This window comes from Pseudomonas sp. GL_139_B (assembly GCF_057834475.1).
This window is the reverse complement of the sequence record NZ_CM174403.1, coordinates 1634589-1649527: the sequence shown is the minus strand read 5'-3', so window position 1 is coordinate 1649527 and position 14939 is coordinate 1634589. Positions and strand designations below refer to the sequence as shown.

General features: G+C 55.8%; 10 protein-coding genes. 4 read left to right on the top strand and 6 right to left on the bottom strand.

Annotated elements, in window-relative coordinates; translation table 11 throughout:
• Position 1: 1 nt before the first annotated feature.
• From mupP to AC3ISI_RS07500, 3 genes are all read left to right on the top strand, one after another.
• Positions 2-673, top strand: coding sequence for an N-acetylmuramic acid 6-phosphate phosphatase MupP (gene mupP / locus AC3ISI_RS07510; RefSeq protein ID WP_489336209.1), 672 nt, complete (start codon positions 2-4; stop codon positions 671-673).
• 151 nt (positions 674-824) lie between these two features.
• Positions 825-1565, top strand: coding sequence for a YciK family oxidoreductase (locus AC3ISI_RS07505; protein ID WP_489336208.1), 741 nt, complete (start codon positions 825-827; stop codon positions 1563-1565).
• A gap of 326 nt (positions 1566-1891) precedes the next feature.
• The gene (locus AC3ISI_RS07500) at positions 1892-2818 is read left to right on the top strand and encodes a GGDEF domain-containing protein (RefSeq protein WP_489336207.1); all 927 of its coding nucleotides are present in this window, start codon (positions 1892-1894) and stop codon (positions 2816-2818) included.
• Positions 2819-2957: 139 nt separating this feature from the next.
• Here AC3ISI_RS07500 and AC3ISI_RS07495 read toward each other — a convergent pair whose 3' ends face one another.
• Complete coding sequence (locus AC3ISI_RS07495) at positions 2958-3719, bottom strand: iron-containing redox enzyme family protein (RefSeq protein WP_489336206.1); 762 nt, start codon at positions 3717-3719, stop codon at positions 2958-2960.
• Positions 3720-3797: 78 nt separating this feature from the next.
• On the bottom strand, positions 3798-6257 hold the full coding sequence (locus AC3ISI_RS07490; RefSeq protein ID WP_489336204.1) for an EAL domain-containing protein: 2460 nt from the start codon (positions 6255-6257) through the stop codon (positions 3798-3800).
• 179 nt (positions 6258-6436) lie between these two features.
• Here AC3ISI_RS07490 and AC3ISI_RS07485 point away from each other — a divergent pair, with 179 nt between their 5' ends.
• Positions 6437-11128 (top strand): hypothetical protein, encoded by a 4692-nt coding sequence (locus AC3ISI_RS07485; protein ID WP_489336203.1) that lies wholly within the window; start codon positions 6437-6439, stop codon positions 11126-11128.
• Positions 11129-11141: 13 nt separating this feature from the next.
• Here the strand turns inward: AC3ISI_RS07485 and AC3ISI_RS07480 are convergent, their stop codons facing one another.
• The 4 genes from AC3ISI_RS07480 to AC3ISI_RS07465 all read right to left on the bottom strand — a co-directional run bounded on the left by AC3ISI_RS07480 (position 11142) and on the right by AC3ISI_RS07465 (position 14937).
• A complete protein-coding gene (locus AC3ISI_RS07480; RefSeq protein WP_489336202.1) occupies positions 11142-12959 on the bottom strand; it encodes an ABC transporter ATP-binding protein in 1818 nt (605 codons plus the stop codon).
• On the bottom strand, positions 12952-13590 hold the full coding sequence (locus AC3ISI_RS07475; protein ID WP_489336201.1) for a DsbA family protein: 639 nt from the start codon (positions 13588-13590) through the stop codon (positions 12952-12954). The genes AC3ISI_RS07480 and AC3ISI_RS07475 overlap by 8 nt, the downstream gene beginning before the upstream one ends.
• Positions 13591-13593: 3 nt before the next feature.
• Positions 13594-14535: an oxygen-dependent tRNA uridine(34) hydroxylase TrhO gene (trhO, locus tag AC3ISI_RS07470; protein WP_489336200.1), complete on the bottom strand. Its 942-nt coding sequence runs from the start codon at positions 14533-14535 to the stop codon at positions 13594-13596.
• Positions 14536-14637: 102 nt separating this feature from the next.
• Positions 14638-14937, bottom strand: coding sequence for a BolA family protein (locus tag AC3ISI_RS07465; protein WP_489336199.1), 300 nt, complete (start codon positions 14935-14937; stop codon positions 14638-14640).
• Between the last annotated feature and the right edge of the window lie 2 nt (positions 14938-14939).

The window sequence follows — 14939 nt, the reverse complement described above, 5'->3', positions numbered from 1 at the left end:
GATGCGTATCAGAGCAGTCCTTTTTGACATGGACGGCACGCTGCTCGACACCGCGCCGGACTTTATCGCCATCTGTCAGGCGATGCGCGCCGATCGTGGCTTGCCACCTATCAATGACAAGCACATTCGTGACGAGATCTCCGGCGGCGCCAAGGCAATGGTCGCCGTAACCTTTTCGATGGACCCGGAGTCGCCGGGCTTTGAAGAGCTGCGACTCGAATTTCTGGAGCGCTATCTGGCCGGGTGTGCGGTTCACAGCAAGCTCTTCGACGGCATGGGCGAATTGCTGGCCGACATCGAGAAGTCCAACCTGATCTGGGGCGTGGTCACCAATAAGCCGCTGCGTTTCGCCGAACCGATCATGCAGCAACTGGGGCTGGCCGAGCGTTCCGCGCTGCTGATCTGTCCCGATCATGTGAAGAACAGCAAGCCTGACCCGGAGCCGCTGATTCTGGCGTGCAAGATGCTCGACCTGGACCCGGCCAGCGTGTTGTTTGTGGGCGATGATCTGCGCGATATCGAATCCGGCCGCGATGCCGGCACCAAGACGGCTGCGGTGACCTACGGCTACATACATCCCGACGACAACCCGCGGCACTGGGGTGCGGATGTGGTGGTGGATCATCCACTGGAATTGCGCAAGGTTTTAGATAGCGCTCTCTGTAGCTGCTAAGGATTCAGAGCCCTACCAATGTGGGAGCGAGCCTGCTCGCGATGGCGGTATTACATTCAACATCCATGTTGACTGAGCCGACGCCATCGCGAGCAGGCTCACTCCTACAGGGGATAGCGTTTGACCTGAAGAATTTTTGTAGAGGTACTTTATGTTTGATTATTCCGCTCGCCCTGAACTGCTCAAGGACCGGGTCATTCTGGTCACCGGTGCCGGCCGTGGCATCGGCGCGGCCGCTGCGAAAACCTATGCAGCCCATGGCGCCACCGTATTGCTGCTGGGCAAAACCGAAGCCAACCTGACCCGGGTTTATGACGAAATCGAAGCAGCCGGGCATCCACAGCCGGCGGTGATTCCGTTCAACCTGGAAACCGCCCTGCCCCACCAGTACGACGAACTGGCCGCCATGATCGAAACCGAATTCGGCCATCTCGACGGCTTGCTGCATAACGCCTCGATCATCGGTCCGCGTACGCCGATCGAACAGCTATCGGGCGAAAATTTCATGCGTGTCATGCACGTCAACGTCAACGCCATGTTCATGCTCACCAGCACCCTGCTGCCTCTGCTAAAGCTGTCGCAAGACGCCTCGGTGGTATTTACCTCCAGCAGCGTCGGCCGCAAGGGGCGTGCCTATTGGGGCGCGTATGGCGTGTCCAAGTTTGCCACTGAAGGCCTGATGCAAACCCTGGCCGACGAAGTGGACACCGTGGCGCCAGTACGTTCCAACAGTATCAACCCGGGCGCGACGCGCACCAGCATGCGGGCCCAGGCTTACCCAGGGGAAAATCCGCTCAACAACCCTACCCCGGAAGAGATCATGCCGGTCTATCTCTACCTGATGGGCCCGGACAGCACCGGCATCAATGGCCAGGCGTTCAACGCCCAGTAACACGGTGCGTCGCTTTCGTGCCGCGCCGATTTCCCGGCGCGGCACTCAAGGAGCATCTTAACTACACCCTTTCCTAGTCAAACAACTGTCACCCATTTCGCCATCAGACCTCAGCATCAATCTCAACATACTGATTTTTATCGGTTTTTATCAAAGTGAACCGAATGGCACGACTTTCGCTCTAAAGTTGCTCAGACATGCAGTGTGAAAGCGGACTAGACTTGCTCCAACTGTCCTTCGGGACTGATGGACCAGTATGACGCGCAGCCCAAAGCCGCTCTCACCCAGCCTGTAAGACAGCATTACAGCTTAGGGGCCCACGCCATATGAAATCGCCTTCCCAGACCAACGCAATTGACTTTGACAGTGCCAAATTGCAACGCCTGGGATTTGGTCAGCAACCTCCCCTCCTGGCACGACCCGTCAGTCTTGCGCAATTACGCCAGCAACTGGGTCAGCAGCTGCAAACCAGTCTTGAGCCACAACGAATTCTTGGACTTTTCTTCCGCGAAGTTCAGCGCCTGGTGCCGCTGGATGCCTTGAGCTATCGGCATCAGGGCAGTGATTTGCGCCTGGAGTTTGGCCATCGTGGCCATCACTCGGTCAGTTACAGCCTTAGCCATGAAGGTGAACAGCTCGGTGAACTGGTGTTCCGCCGCAATCAGCGATTCAGTGAGCCTGATCAAGGCCATCTGGAGTCGTTGCTGTCCGCCCTCCTCTTCCCGATGCGCAACGCCCTTCTTTACCGCGCCGCCACTCTAAGTGCATTGCGCGACCCTTTGACCGATACCGGTAACCGCATTGCCATGGATCAGACCCTGGAACGCGAAATCGAAATGTCGCGACGCCACTTGATGCCTTTGTCGTTGTTGATGCTGGACATCGATCACTTCAAAAACGTCAACGACAGTTACGGCCACAGTGCGGGCGATGATGTACTCAAGACTGTGGCCACGGTGATCAAAAACCAGTTGCGCAATGTCGACATGGTGTTCCGGTTTGGTGGCGAAGAGTTCCTGATCCTGCTGTCCAACACCACCCGGGAAGCTGCAGCCATTGTTGGCGAGCGGCTGCGGATTGCGGCTCAGGCCCAGGAATATCAGGCCGATGGCAATGCCATAGAGCTGACCGTCAGCCTCGGATGCTCAACCCTGCTGCCTGGCGAATCTGCCGACAGCTTGTTACGTCGGGCCGACAGCGCGCTGTATGTCGCCAAGCGTGAAGGACGTAACCGGCTGACGATGGCGGGTTGAGTCCTAAGCAACACTATAAATCAATGTGGGAGCGAGCCTGCTCGCGAGAGCAGACTGACAGTCAACGATGATGTTGACTGATAATCCGCAATCGCGAGCAGGCTCGCTCCCACATTTTTTGGCGTGTGTTGCCTATGGATCAGCTTTCAGCCAGCGCCAGGCGCTCACGCGTCACCGACGCCTTTTCCGAGTGCTCCAATTGCATGCAGCGCTCCAGAAACAGGTGCATGTAGTCGTAGCTCTTGCACACTGCCTGTCGCAGTTCCACTTGCAGGGATTTGCTCGGGTTCATGCCCGCCAGGGTACAGATGATCTCCAGGGCTTCCCATGGATGGGCATCGTCGTATTGCGCGTGCATCTTTAACCACTTCATGGCCCGCTTGCGATCTTCTTCCGGGAATGCCGCGGCGTAGACGCCACTGGAGCAGACCAGGGCCGACCACTCTCCAGTCGCGCCTTCAATGGCATAGTTGGTCGCCGCGATGGCCACGATCAACGAATCGGCCGAACTGGTGTGCCAACACCAATGGCTCAAGGCGTGAAGTTCGGGGGCAACCTGTTGCGCTTGCAGATCTTCCAGGCTGACCCCATGAGCCCGACTCCAGTGCACCCAATAATCGGCATGGTTCAGCTCCACACGAATATTGCGCATCAGCCAACGACGCGCCATGTCTTCCCCGGGATGACGGGCAAAGCGGGTCTTGGTCAGGTTTTGTGCCATGTACAACGCGAACTGTTCAACAACCGGCCAGCCACCAATAAGGTACTGGCGCATGGTCTTGGCGCTGAGTTTGTTGTCTCGCATGCGCTGATACAGTTCGTGTTCAACAACCCGGCGCTTACTCTCGCTGCAATCCTTGATGAGCTGTTGAGCCCAGGCAGGATAACTTGCGGCTTCCATGAGTGGTCCGGTTCGGTTGAATGTGTCGATCACTGTCGAGCTCCTTTTGATTGTGATTGTTTGGATCAGCAAGAGATTTCAACGGAACGTGCCAGGGGCCTTGAACAACAAAGGCTGAGGCCTGGCAGGACGACTTTGCAAACTATCGCAGGTAAACGGATTCGGGCGTTCAATCACATACCCTTGAGCGAAATCGACCCCGATTTCCAGCAATGCCTGCTCAATCTGGGGGGACTCTACAAACTCGGCAATCGTCCGCTTACCCATGACATGCCCGATGTGGTTAATCACTTCGACCATGGCTCGGTTAATCGGGTCGTCCAACATATCCTTTACGAAACTCCCGTCGATCTTCAGGAAGTCTACAGGCAAATGTTTCAAGTAAGCGAACGAGGACATTCCGGCGCAAAAATCATCTAACGAAAAATGACAACCTAAGCCCTTGAGTTCATTGATAAATCTAATTGCACTGCCCAAATTGGAAATTGCACTGGTTTCTGTGATTTCAAAACAAATCATTTCAGGTGGAATTGAATAGTTAACAAATTGTTCACGCAGGAAGTCCAGAAACGCCTCATCTCCGATAGTTGTGCCTGACAGATTAATCGCACACATGGCTAATGGACCTTTGCGCTGTTCAGCCCTGCATTGGGCGATGACCTTGAAGACGTTCTCGACCACCCAGCGATCAATTGCTGTCATCAACCCATAACGCTCGGCGGCCGGAATAAAACTGTCCGGCAAGATCATGCGGCCGGATTCATCATGCAGACGCAACAGGATTTCGATATGCCCCCCCCCACGCTCGGTATGCCCCAACGGCGCGATTTGCTGGGAGTACAGGCAAAAGCGATTCTCTTCCAGCGCTATGTGCAGGCGCTGCACCCAGGCCATCTCGCCAAAACGCAATGTCAGTTCCGAATCATCGGCGTGATAGACCTGAACCCGATTTCGCCCCTTTTCCTTGGCCATGTAACACGCCATATCAGCGGCGCGCAGTGATGCTTCCAGCGTCGTGGGAGGCTGCGCGACGTGCACCAGCCCAATGCTTACCGTGGTGACAAAGGGTCGACCTTTCCAGACAAAGTGCAGGTTTTGTACGGTCAGGCGCAAACTTTCGGCAATCTTCTCGGCGGTGTCCGGTACACAGTTTTCCAGCAAGATGCCGAACTCATCGCCACCCAACCGAGCCAAGGTGTCACCTTCGCGCAACCCCGATTGCAACAACGCACAGATATGCCGCAGCAGCTCATCACCCGCCGCATGACCGCACGTGTCATTGACCAGTTTGAATTGATCCAGATCGAGAAACATCAGGGCATGGCGTCCGGTATGACGCGTCAAGTTGTGCAGTGCCTGCTCCAGTCGAAATTCGAACTCGCGGCGGTTGGCAAGCCCGGTCAAGGCGTCATGAGTCGCCTGCCAGGACAGATTGGCAATGTATTGGCGCTCCTGCGTCATGTCATGCAACACCAGTACGGTGCCACTGACCTTGCCCACATTTCGAATCGGCGACCCCACCAACGTCACCGACACCGTGCTGCCATCCAGACGCTGAATCAGTTTGGAATGTTCGCTGCCACCGCTGAGTTGACCGCTCAGAATATGTTCGATCAACGTGAACCCGTCAGCCTGAGCGTTTTCATCCAGCAAGTTGAACAGCGCCGCCAGCGGCAAACCCGTCGCCTGTTCGGCTTTCCAGTGGGTTAGCGCCTCGGCGGCGGGATTCATGTAGGTGATAGCGCCTTCGACATCCGTGGTGATCACGCCGTCGCCAATGGATTGCAACGTGATCTGCGCCCGGTCTTTCTCCAGTTGCAACGCTTCGGCGAATTCATGGCGCTGCTTGAGCAACTTGTGGGTGCGCAGCAACGCAAGCGCAATCAAGCCCAGCGCCGTGGCGAGGTTGGTCACCAGCAACAACTGGAGGATCAAGCGCGAGCCCTCACCCAATGCATCACTGAACGCTTTGGCGGCGGGTGTCACGGCGTCGTTGATGGCGAGTATCTGGTCTTTCCAGCGCCAGAGATCTGCGGGCGAGACCTGTTTGTCGGCAACGCGCTTGTGCATCTGCTGCGCAACATCATCGAGTTGCAGCAGGTACGCGTCACCCACCGTCCAGCGGTCGATGGCTTTTTCAAGGTAAGAGAAATGCCGGAAGTTGAGGTACAGCCAGATCAGACTGGAAACGTCGTCAGGGTGGTTGCCCCCCTTGAGGATTGCCACTCTCGCGGCTTCGATTTCAGGTGGCTGGTGATCCAGCGCCAGCCGCAACTCGTGCCCCCCCTGAGGTATGGCAATGGCGTTCTGGTATTTGAGGAAAATCGCCTCGTCGCGACTGTCCGCGTAGAGGTTGAGGTAGTAGATGGCGTCTTTTTGCCCCTTCGACCACAAGCTTTCACCGGCAACATAGCCGCGCACGGCCGACAGCACGTACAGGCTGACGCCCCCCAACAGGGCCTGAAACAGCACGACGGCAATAAATGGCCAGACAATGCCCAATAACCGTGGCGTTCCGAGAGTCCGGGTTTGATTCATGTGGTCCCTTGTTTTAGCACTGCCAGATCATCATCCCAACGTGATCGCTATAGCTAGACTAGGGTGCGTTCTCGATCCCGGCAAGCAAACCGTCAACACCGCCAATACATATGTACCGCATTGACTGCCCTTGAAACGCCGAAACTGAGCGTCCACTTTTCAGGCACAGACTCTTTTTTATGTCGACCACCATTCCCCCGACAACAACCTCGCAGCAACAACATACCGCGCAACTGGCTGAATATGACGCGTTGATAATATCTCTGCGCGATGCCAAGACCAACACCCTTGCTCCGCCCGAGATCTTTCTTTCCCCCCAGCCCCATTCTCCCCTTGCCCAAGAGCATGATATTGGCCAGGCCCACCTGCAAAAACTGCTCGAAACGCCGGACTACCTCGACCTGCGGCGTTCGAAGGGAGCAAGCACCCACTTCAACTTACTGTCAGTCGCGTTCAGGGACGGCCGTGCGGTCTATGAAACGGCTGATGCGGACGGGAAAAGCATCACCCTGCCGTTAAACGATCAAATATCATTACACAGCCTCGCAGAAAAAATCGAGAAAGCCGCCCTGAACGTCGGCGGAAAATTACGCTCCGATCGCCTGCTCAGTCTTCCTCAGATCCTGTGGTACTACGGCCTGCAGCCGGAGCAGCCTCAAAATGCTGACTCGCTAAGCACAATGATCCTGGAGCTGGAGGAAAGGCGGGCCAATCATCTGCTCGATCTTGAAAACGGCCTGGATCTGGGCAGTCTCATCCGCCAAAGCGACCACAGCCCCCTACTTGCCGCCGTCAGCCTGATCCTTGAAGACGATGAGACATCTGTCCTCGAAAGCCTGGGTAAAGAAGCGCTTGCCAATATCACCACAGAACAGTTGCGCGCTAGCCCTGCGGTCTATCTGCACAAGTTGCTCAACGGTAGCAAAGCGCAGGGGCTGGCAAAGCGGCTGCTCGACGTGCTGGACTGGTACGGCGCACATCCTGGGGAAGAGACCGCCCTTCACATTCAGACCAGACTGGTCGCTGAGGCCATCCGTCGCTGGTACAGCCTCACAGGCAGCGAACCGGATGAAACAATTGCACGCTTTCGACTTGAACAACCTTCGAACTGGGGCAAGAGCTATCAAACCCTGCGCAGCGAATTTGAAACCTATCTGATTGATTCTGACCATGTGACCACGCCAAGCGAAGCTATCTTGCTCGCACGCCTGCTTCTGCCCCAGCTACCCACCGAATTTCAGGTACGTGACATACCGCAGGACCTGCCCTATAGAAGCTCAGTCGTGTGGGTCAACTTTGTCCATGGTGTAACGCTCGCAGAAGCCATGGTGCCTGACTCGCTCCATCGCATGAGCTTCCAGCAACTGGTGGACTTTCCAATTCAGCAGTCGATGCACGCCAACGAAAAAGAGCGGGAGCTCGTCGCATTGTGCAGGCTGCCTCCAACTCTGGAATGGGCTATTACCGCCGGTATTATTGCGCAAAGGACCGACTCGGATTACTCCACAGAGGAAATAGCGCAATCTGTTAAAGCACTCGATGAACATACCGACGCCTTGAAACAAGCAATCATTCAAATGGATGTCAACTATCCAGAAAGATCGGCTATTGCCGAGAGGGAAATAAAAACGTATTTCAAGGACGCCTTGCGCATGGGGCACGATGGAGCGCCAAAAAAAGTGTGGGGCAATCGACACGCTTTCTTCGCGTTCATTTCCGATGGAAGAAAACTGATTGAAGACTACGGAAATACTAAAGGCGGTGGGATTTTACAGACGCCTCAACTAAAAGACAAAATCTACACCTTTAAAGATGTTTATATTTCGGGTGCCCTGAACGAAAACAGAAGCTGGCTAATTACATCAACGGACGGAATACGTAAAAGCCGTTACCGAATCGGTATTAACGCAGACCGCACAATAAAAACCGATGCGCCCTGGCTTCCTGCAACGCTGACTCAAACGCCCCTACCCGATGTAGGAAAGTTATTTGAGTCGGCGTTCAACAATTACATTGAACTGAGTAAAGGCGCGTATCAAACACTGCTGAAAAGCCAGCTTACTTCGCTTCCCTACGAGGATCGCCAAGCCATTGAACTGGGGGAGGTAAAGATCCATACCTTGAGAAAATCCACCGACGAGATAGAACTGGAAGACGAGACGCCGGAAATCACTTTACCGCTTCGGCTTCGAATGGGCTTTATTTTGCAGATCTCGTATAACACCAGGGTTTCCTATTACGAATGTTTACCACGTTCCGGGATTATTCGAAGGCGTGATGATTTTTCATTAGACATGCTCAACGGAAAAGAGCAAGCCCAGCAAATCACAGGGTCAATCCTCGGAAACACTGACGTAATTAAAGTGCGACGTGGAAAAAGCGTTCCATTTGACTGGGCCGCTCATGAAACCGGTAGTTTCCCGAAAAAAAATGTGCGGTGTAACGCAATCATTGAACAACTGGGTAATACATTTACCGCCCCTACCCTTCGCATCGAGAGCGAGCAATTTACGCATTCGACCGTTACGACTTCCCGCGCCATGGAACTTGCCAACTACATTGCCAGAAACTTCTTCTACTATGACGAAAAACTGCTTCGCGCCGAAGCCAGGGGCGAAACAGAGATAGAACGCATCGCGGCTCGCCCTCACTGGTTGGACTCAGTAAAAGGGTTTATACCGTTTTGGGGCGGCATCAGCGACCTGCTTTCAGGCGACCCTAATAAAAAGGGATGGGCCATTTTTGGCCTGATTGTGGATGTGGTTTCGTTTGCGTTTCCCTTGGGGAAGTTTGTTTCGGGCTCAGTGAAGCTGGTCTCCGTAGCTGTCCGATCAGGCGTACGCGTCGCACTTCCGCGATTTGGCGCACTGACTGAAAAGCTGCTGGTTTCAACCGCACAAAACGTAATCCCTTTCTATGGCCTCCCGACGTTAGCGCTAAGGCTCTCGGGTGGAGCACTGCGAGGTTTGTATGCAGGCGTTAAATTCGCGGTCAAAAAGTCGTATAACAGTTTGAAGCCCGCACTCGGCAGAGCAGGCAAGTACAGTTTCATCGAGGGCTTGCCTCAGGCAACGGCTCCGGGGCACTGGAAGCCCCTTGCACAGGGGGACCAATTGGGATCGGTCGACGGTATCGCAGACATAGCGCTTCGCCGGACCAGCTCTGGCAGCACGTCACCCTATCATCTGATAGACCCCCTATCGGGCAAGCCCTATGGTCCACGATTGGCCGCAGATGTCGGAGAGGTGTCGATCGGCAGATCCGGATACTCCCATATAGATGAAGCTGAAGATCAGATCATCTTCGATATTCCTGAAAATGCTCGAGTGCATCAGATTCAGGAAGTGGACGGTCGAACGACACTGCTGATTGATGAAGTCCCCTACAGACTGGATCAAGGGGCATTACGTCGCGTAGACACTATTGATGCCAGCAAAACCCTGCAGGCCAAACCCTGTCGAGTACGCCGCGGTGTAGACGAGGTTTGCCTGAACAGCTTCGTTTATCGCAAGGCAGCACCCACACCCGAGCCTGGTAGCTTTGATCCGGTAGAAGACTTTTGCCCGTGGTTCGGCGACCGAATTTACACACCCGCTCCGGTGAAACCGGGTCGTTCTGAACCCGTTCTGGCGCTGGACGGCCAACTCTATACAGGGTCTGGTGGAACCTTGAAGCTGTTCGAGGGCAAGAAATCCGCTTTGGGACTTCCCAAACGCATGCCCCCCAAGGCGCGTGTCGAGGGAACCATCGAGTTTCAAAAAGGAATATATGGGCGGATCAAGGTCAAAGGCGCTCAAGAAGGCCTGGACGATGATATGCGACAAGTCAGTACGCTGATCATTGAGTCAAAACTCGATGCAAAAAAAGAGTATCTCTTCACTCAGCTAAATGCCAACGACTACTACTTCGCTGAAATTGCCAAAGGAAAAAGCCTCGCGGGGCCGCATAGATTGCAACGTATCCCAGACTCTGCCTTACAAAGCGATCCCTTGTACAAGGAACTCTTCACGGTATTTACCGGGTCGATGCAAGCGAACAATATCGCTGCCATCTACGGAGTGGGGAAAGTGAAAGAGGCCGTTCGCACCATGGATGAAATCGCCGTGCCACTGGGCGGCCTGGCGAATCCTCCGGCATCTCTAACCAGAGTGAAGGTTGCCACGACACCGGGTGAAGCGGTCCTGTTTGACCATCAAACCCGCATGATCGTCTGCAAGTACCCTGCAACAACGAAAACCTGGACTCGGAGCAAAGAAGCACCCGAGTCATTGCGTACAAGAACCGCACTAATCTTCAACGCACTGTTTGACAAACCCCTCTACAAAATGAATGAACCAGGGGCCATGCAGATTTCCAATACGATGAAAGAACTTCAAACCATTGTTAAGAAGCACAAAAACATGGATCGACCCCGAAACATCGCTTATGCGGAAATTACGCCTGTCAACGGCAACACCGAAGTGTATGTAAGCGTCTCCGGTAGCGGGGGTGATACCGGTTTTCTACCACTTTTTGCAAAGCATCCCCATGCAAAAGAGGTGAAAATCGGAACTACCACTTACATCAATATCGATCACAAAACACAGTTCCCGAGAACATCCCTCAGCACGACAGCTGAGGGGCAGTTTCAAGCCATCCCTCGCACCATCGACAACATTGCGACCTACACGCCTGAACTGACCCTGCGACCTACCTCGCTGGATAGCGAAAGCAAGCTGATCAGGGCCATACGAGAAAAGTACCCGGACGATGCCACTCGCAGCCCGGTTACCGTCGCGACCACGATGGCACCGTGCGATTCCTGCTCAGTGGTGATGCAGCAGTTTGCTCACAACGGTGGCAAAGACGCGCTGAAAGTTATCTGGGACTGAACCGCTTCCGGCCTTATAGCTGCTGCAAATGCCCATAAAGTTTGGCGTACAACCCACCATCAGCAATCAACTGCTGATGGTCGCCGTCCTCGGCAATCTGCCCGCCATCGAACACCAGCACGCGGTCGGCCTGCTTCACCGCTGACAACCGGTGCGCAATGATCAGCGTGGTGCGGTGGCTTAAGAACCGAGCCAGGGCCTGATGCAGGTTGTATTCGGTGGCGGCGTCCAGCGCCGAGGTTGCCTCGTCGAGGATCACCACTTTAGGTTCGGCCAGAACCATCCGCGCTATTGCCAGGCGTTGGCGCTGGCCGCCGGACAAACGCACACCGGAGCGTCCGACGATGCTGTCGAGGCCGTCAGGCAGTTCTCGAACCGTGTGCTGCAGTTGCGCGATTTCCAGCGCTTGCCAGCAGGCTTCGTCGCTGCGCTCACGCCCCATTGTCAGGTTGGCGCGAATGGTGTCGTTGAACAGCGCAGGGTGTTGCAGCACTACGGCGACGTTTTCGCGCACGGTTTCCAGGCCGATCTCCTGCTGGGTCGAGCCACCGAAGCGGATGGTCCCGGCCAGCGGCGTATATAAGCCCAACAACAGTTGCACCAGCGTGCTCTTGCCGCCGCCACTGGCACCGACAATCGCGACTTTTTCGCCGGGGGCGATGGACAGGTCCATCTTGTTCAACACCAACTCGTCGCCGTAACCGAAACTCAGGCCCTGGACTTCAATACCCACGGTGTCACGCCCTTGAAACGGATCGACACCACCCGGGTATTGCGGCTCATCGGCCCGGGACAGCAGCTCGTTGATCCGCGACAGCGCACCGCCGGCGGCGTAATAGGCGTACTGCAAATTCAGCAGTTGTTCCACCGGGCCGATCATGAACCACAGGTAACTGAACACCGCCAGCATCTCGCCGATGGACAGGTCGGAAAACAGCACGGTGAGCATGGCCGCGGCGCGGAAAATATCGATGCCGAACTGGAACAACAAGCCGCTGGCGCGGTTCGAGGCATCGGTTTTCCACTGTGAGTTCACTGCATAGTCGCGAACTTCCCTGGCTCGCAGGCCAAGACGCCCCAGGAAGAATCCCTGGCGGTTACCGGCGCGTACTTCCTGGATCGAATCGAGGGTTTCGGTCAGTGCCTGGGTGAACCGCGAGGTGCTGTCGTTCTCGAGCTTTTTCAGGTGTTTGACGCGTTTACCCAGCTGCACCGTGGCGTAAATCACCAACGGATTGAACAGCATGATCAACAGCGCCAGCTTCCAGTGCATCCAGATCAGAATGCTCGCGGTGCCCACCAGAGTCAGCATCGCCACGAGGAAACGACTGAGGGTTTCGCCGACGAATTTGTCCAGCGTGTCCAGGTCGGTGACCAGGTGGGTGGTCACTGTGCCGCTGCCCAGGCTTTCGTATTCACCCAGGGAAATACGCTTGAGCCGCTCAATCAGCCGGGTGCGAATGCGATAGACAATGTCTTTGGCCAGCGCCGCAAACAACTTTGCCTGCACCACGTTGAACAACAAAGCGCCGCAACGCAACAACAAGGTCACGAGCAACATCAGGCCAATGTAGCCCGCCGCTTTCTGCCAGCCTTCGGGCAGGGCGTGATTCATCACCTTCAGCGCGGCGTCACCGTGCCCCAACAACACTTCATCCACCAGCAACGGCAGCAGCAACGGAATCGGCACGCTGCACAAGGTCGCCAGCACGGCGACGCCGTTGGCGATCCACAGGGATTTTTTATGGTGCAGGGCCAGTCGGCGGATTTCGGCCCAGCTCAGCCGATCGACACGCGTGGGAGCCGGGACGTTATCTTGGACATCATGCACAGGCAGCGCGCTCCAGCCAGCGGCCGAGCAACGGGGACAGTTCAGTCAGGGGTTGATAGCCATTGGTCAGCAACGCCAATTGACCATTACGCTCAGCCAGCAAGGTGGGGAAACCGGCAATGCCCAGGTCCTGGACCCAGGTGAAATCGGCCGCCGTGGCGGCGTGCATATCGGCACGGTCGAACGCGGCAGCGAATTCAATGCGCGGCAGATCGGCCTGCTCGGCCAGCTCCACCAGCACGCTGGCGTGGGTGACATCGCGACCTTCGACGTAGAACGCGTGCTGAATCAGGCCCAGCAGTTTCCACGCGCAATCCGGCGCCAGGCTGCGCGCGGTCACCAACGCCCGACAGGCGGGTTCAGTGTCATACACAAAGCCATCAGGCAACGCGCCTTCGGTTTTGAACGGTTGGCCGGTGGCCTCGGTGACCGCTTGCCAATGCTCAAGAATGTAGCGTCGGGTGGTCGGCTCCAGCGCTGAACCACTGCCAGTGCGCAAACCACCGACGATTAAATGCACCTCTACGCCCGCCTCGCGCGCCTGCTCGACCAAGGCGTTAGCCACTGGCGCAAAGCCCCAGCACCAGGAACACATCGGATCCATCACATAGAGCAGGCGGCGTGCAGACATGGTTCAAGCCTCGGAAGGGGTTTGCTTGTAGTTGTAGCCGATCGGGTGAGGCAAGTTGCGCGCCTTGGCCAGTTCGATCTGCTTCTGCCGATCAATGGCACTGCGGCGAGTCTTCTCGCTCAGCGTATCCCAGCAATGCGGGCAGCTGATGCCGGCCATGTAATGCTCGGAGGCGCGGTCTTCGACGCTTATCGGCGTACGGCAGGCATGACATTGATCGTAGTCGCCTTCACTGAGGTCATGACGCACGGTCACTCGGTTGTCGAACACAAAGCAGTCGCCCTGCCATTTGGTTTCTTCCTGCGGCACCTCTTCGAGGTACTTCAGAATGCCACCTTTAAGGTGATAGACCTCATCGAAGCCTTCGCTGAGCATGAAGCTCGACGCCTTCTCGCAGCGAATGCCGCCGGTGCAGAACATCGCGACTTTCTTGTGCACGGCCGGGTCGAAGTTGGCTTTGATGTAGTCGGGAAATTCGCGAAAACTGGTGGTTTTCGGGTCGATGGCGCCTTCGAAGGTGCCGATCGAGACCTCGTAATCGTTACGGGTGTCGATCAACAACACTTCCGGATCGCTGATCAGCGCATTCCAGTCCTGTGGATCAACGTAGGTGCCGACCTTTTTGTTCGGGTCCACACCTTCAACGCCGAGGGTGACGATTTCTTTCTTGAGTTTGACCTTGGTGCGATAGAACGGCTGATCATCGCAGTACGACTCTTTGTGATCGATGTCGTCCATACGTGGGTCGTTCTTGAGCCAGGCCATCAGCCCGTCAATGCCTTCGCGACTGCCGGACACAGTGCCGTTGATGCCTTCTTCGGCGATCAGCAGCGTGCCTTTGATGCCGTTCTCGACCATTGCTTGCAGCAGTGGCTCGCGCAAGGCGACGTAATCTTCCAGGGTGACGAACTTATACAGTGCCGCCACGACAATCTGTTGTGTCATGGGTGATTCTCCAGGTGGCTACCCTCGTAAAGGGTGAACCGGATGCGAAAAAAAACGCGCCGGGGGAGCGGCGCGTTGCGGATTCTAGCAAAAAACGGGGGTTTAATGCTTGCTGCCGCCAGCACAGGTCGGTGAGGCCGGGGCCGCGTCGATCTGTGCCCATTCCTCAGGCGTGTAGGTATGCAGCGCCAACGCGTGAAACTCGCCCATCAGCTCGCCAAGCGTTCCGTAGACTTTTTGATGACGCTTGACCCGGTTCAGCCCTTCGAACTGCTGGCTGACCACCACGGCCTTGAAGTGGGTCTGCAACCCACGGCTGTGCATGTGGCTTTCATCCTGCACTTGCAGATGCTGTGGTTGTAACAGGCCCAGCGTCGATTCAATGCGTTGTTGCATGGTCATAC

Coding starts and splice junctions, on each gene's coding strand:
- mupP (WP_489336209.1), top strand. CDS start 2: ATGCGTATCAGAGCAGTCCTTTTTGACATGGACGGCACGCTGCTCGAC.
- AC3ISI_RS07505 (WP_489336208.1), top strand. CDS start 825: ATGTTTGATTATTCCGCTCGCCCTGAACTGCTCAAGGACCGGGTCATT.
- AC3ISI_RS07500 (WP_489336207.1), top strand. CDS start 1,892: ATGAAATCGCCTTCCCAGACCAACGCAATTGACTTTGACAGTGCCAAA.
- AC3ISI_RS07495 (WP_489336206.1), bottom strand. CDS start 3,719: ATGGAAGCCGCAAGTTATCCTGCCTGGGCTCAACAGCTCATCAAGGAT.
- AC3ISI_RS07490 (WP_489336204.1), bottom strand. CDS start 6,257: ATGAATCAAACCCGGACTCTCGGAACGCCACGGTTATTGGGCATTGTC.
- AC3ISI_RS07485 (WP_489336203.1), top strand. CDS start 6,437: ATGTCGACCACCATTCCCCCGACAACAACCTCGCAGCAACAACATACC.
- AC3ISI_RS07475 (WP_489336201.1), bottom strand. CDS start 13,590: ATGTCTGCACGCCGCCTGCTCTATGTGATGGATCCGATGTGTTCCTGG.
- trhO (WP_489336200.1), bottom strand. CDS start 14,535: ATGACACAACAGATTGTCGTGGCGGCACTGTATAAGTTCGTCACCCTG.
- AC3ISI_RS07465 (WP_489336199.1), bottom strand. CDS start 14,937: ATGACCATGCAACAACGCATTGAATCGACGCTGGGCCTGTTACAACCA.